Source organism: Bradyrhizobium sp. th-b2 (genome assembly GCF_000426785.1).
Classification (GTDB): domain Bacteria; phylum Pseudomonadota; class Alphaproteobacteria; order Rhizobiales; family Xanthobacteraceae; genus Bradyrhizobium; species Bradyrhizobium septentrionale.
On the sequence record NZ_AUGA01000201.1, the window covers coordinates 1 to 2,676 of the forward strand.

At 58.7% G+C, this 2,676-nt stretch carries 3 protein-coding genes and 1 pseudogene; 2 read left to right on the plus strand and 2 right to left on the minus strand.

The window, feature by feature from the left end:
• Positions 1-92 precede the first annotated feature (92 nt).
• Positions 93-205: pseudogene (locus K359_RS62855) on the minus strand (IS5/IS1182 family transposase); the annotation flags it as partial.
• Positions 206-692: 487 nt separating this feature from the next.
• Here K359_RS62855 and K359_RS65610 point away from each other — a divergent pair.
• Entirely contained in the window at positions 693-878 is a 186-nt protein-coding gene (locus tag K359_RS65610; protein WP_245284957.1) for a hypothetical protein, read from the plus strand.
• Positions 879-1,305: 427 nt separating this feature from the next.
• Positions 1,306-2,190, plus strand: a complete 885-nt coding sequence (locus tag K359_RS60720; protein WP_156929136.1) for a type III secretion protein — start codon at positions 1,306-1,308, stop codon at positions 2,188-2,190.
• A 37-nt stretch (positions 2,191-2,227) separates the two neighbouring features.
• Here K359_RS60720 and K359_RS0147585 read toward each other — a convergent pair.
• Positions 2,228-2,676, minus strand: a 449-nt coding sequence (locus tag K359_RS0147585; protein WP_029085213.1) for an IS630 family transposase, incomplete at its 5' end; no start/stop codon positions are given.

Consider the following 2,676-nt stretch of genomic DNA (forward strand, 5'->3'; position numbering starts at 1 on the left):
CCTTGCGGTCTCTCCGCGAAAGGTGGACTTCTCTTGCTTCGGGGATCATCCATATCTTGAATCACGACTCACGTTCCAAGAAAAGTGGGTACTAGCGTCAGGACCGTCTCGATGGCAAGATCGGAATAGCGGGTCGGCCGCCACGCGTCGTGCGTCGAAGCGACTGCCTGCCGGCCAAGGCTTCTTCCGTCAGCCACAGCGTCAGACTGCCGCGCCGTCGAAGGAAGGCTCGTCAGCTTGTTGTCAGATTGCTCGCTTACCCTGCTAGCAAGTCTTAAGTAGACCGATATTGACTACAGCGCAGATCAGTCGATAGGAGCGAATCGCGTGGTTAGCAGAATCACTGGTTCATCCAGCCAACCCACAAGCGCAGGCCATGCCGATGAATCGGAGCAGGCAGCAGATAATCAGAGGTTTACGGAATCGCTTGACCGGCACTAGTTCGTCGTCAGCGACACGGCCGTGTTCCCTTACCGCTGAACCTTCTATCTACGAGATGGACAGTGATGAGTTCAGGCAAGAGTTGAGGGACTTCTATGGTGTCGACGTCAGGCACATAGCCAATAATCCTCAAGAGTACTTGGATTTCGTGTCCTCAAAAGCTGAGCGCACCGCAATTGTCGCTAGAGTCGGTGCGACCGTAGATGACGAGGCGGGTTCGAAGTACTTCAGCTATCAGTTGGGCGATAACGATGAACAACGAGGGTGAATGGCAGCGGGCAGACAAGCCCCGGCTGTATCTTCAAGCCGAGAGCGAGGATCCCGTTGAACGAAGTAGCGACGAAGACGAAGGATGTGTCGAGTCAGAGTCGTCCGACGATGATCTTTCTTGGTACGTGGCGCGGGCGCTCAATTTCCGCGGAGGACCGGCGGAATGAGAGTCTAGATAGACTAAAGGGAATGTGCATGAAGGCTATCATGTTCCGTTTTCCGCGTGCCGGGCGCGAAGGGGATATCCCGGCCGCTCCAATCCGTTAGCTTAACGGTGCCGCCTGAGCTCCTCTGTAGGGGCATTGGTGCAGTGAAATTTCATCAGCATAAAGGAGATTGCTTGTGGGAATTTGTTGTTCAAAGCCTTCAGGAGTAGGCTCGCCTTATGATAGTTCGAGCGCCGACGGCGCCTCGCACTCAACGGCCCGCAGCGACAGCGGCGCCAGCGATCGCCAATGGTCCGCGCTAATTTCGACGGCATCGGGACCGGCTGCGACGGCATCGGAACCGGCCGCGATGGCTCCCCGAGTCGCTCTGGGAACGTCGCCGAACACGTTGCAACAACGACGCGGTGTGGCACTACAGCGACATGAGATGCAGCAACTCGCCTACCTCATTGCGGCCATGATGACTGGCGATCCGGTCAGAAGCCCCGCTCGGATCACCGCGGCCGGTCAGACAGTGCACGACGTTCGCCTGCTCCTCAGGCACGGACGCGGCAACGTTCACGCGGATGGCGAGCCGTCCCACGGGCACAACGTCGTAGGCGCACGTCTGGCCTACCGCGGCCTCGATCGCGACAACCAGATGGCATTGGCGGGCGCGCTGGGCGCAGGCTTTTGCGATCAATTCGCGCGCCTCGCTGCAGTCTCGCACGCGCCGCATTTGCGCGATGGTGAATCGGTCGTGAATGCAGGCGGCGAGGTGGAAATTATGGAATTGAACGCCGATCACACCATCTCGGCCACGCGAACTGGACACGCATGGAACGAGCTACGCCGCGGCAACGGACGCGATGGAGAGACGACCATCGTGCAGGACGGCTGGTCGAACGGCCCGGCGGTGCGGCTGAAAGACAGCGCGTGGGCGAACGTCCAGGTGGAGGGAGAGGACCTGAGTATCGACAAGGACGGCGCCCTGTGGTTGAAAGATCGCGTCGAGCGACTGATACCTCTCGTCCACCCGGACGAAGACGAATACACAGCAGGGTGGCTGGAGGAGTTGCGCCGAAATCCGACCCAACAGGATCGCTTTTTGGAAACTCAGGTAGTGTCGGCCGAGTTCGCCGCAAAAGCGAGGGAAGCCCTAGAGCAGATTCCGCGGGAACAGCAGGAGCAGTTGGTCTCGATGGCGGCGCAGGAATTCTATGGGCTGTCTCCCCACGAGGCGGGCGCCCCGCATTTTATTCACTCGGTGCTGGAACAGGTTGGGCTCCTAGACCATCAGGATCGTCCGCCGGTGGTGCCGCCGGATTATTAGTGTGGGCCCGCGTGAGATCTGCGTCTAGTACCCGGAATCAGAGCTGAGTGATACGGCGGCCTTTGAAGGGGCGTTGACGAACCTTTTTCTTGGTCCAGACGAAGGGCTCGGCTTTGTCGTTGTAGGCATTGATGTGTTCCTGAAGCTGCTTGAGGCTTGTGAAGGAGGTGCCGCTAAGTGACTGCCCCTGCAAGATCGAGAACCAGACCTCAACCTGATTGAGCCAGGACGCGCTTGTCGGCGTGAAATGAAATTGCACGTTGGGGTGGGCCTTGAGCCAGTGCTCGTTTTTCTTGTGGGTGTTGAGGTTGTCGAGGATGACGTGAAGCTTTCGGCCCGGAAAGGCCGCGATAACGCCGTTCATGAAGTCGAGGAACTCGACGCGGCGACGGCGTTTTGAATGAGCCGCGATGATCTTTCCGGTGGCGACTTCGAGCGCCGCAAACAATGTCGTAGTGCCATGCCGCTTGTAATCGTGGCTCTGGC

What these genes read in the sequence shown, in the direction of transcription:
- K359_RS65610 (WP_245284957.1), top strand. Translation starts at nt 693, where the DNA reads ATGAACAACGAGGGTGAATGGCAGCGGGCAGACAAGCCCCGGCTGTAT.
- K359_RS60720 (WP_156929136.1), top strand. Translation starts at nt 1,306, where the DNA reads ATGCAGCAACTCGCCTACCTCATTGCGGCCATGATGACTGGCGATCCG.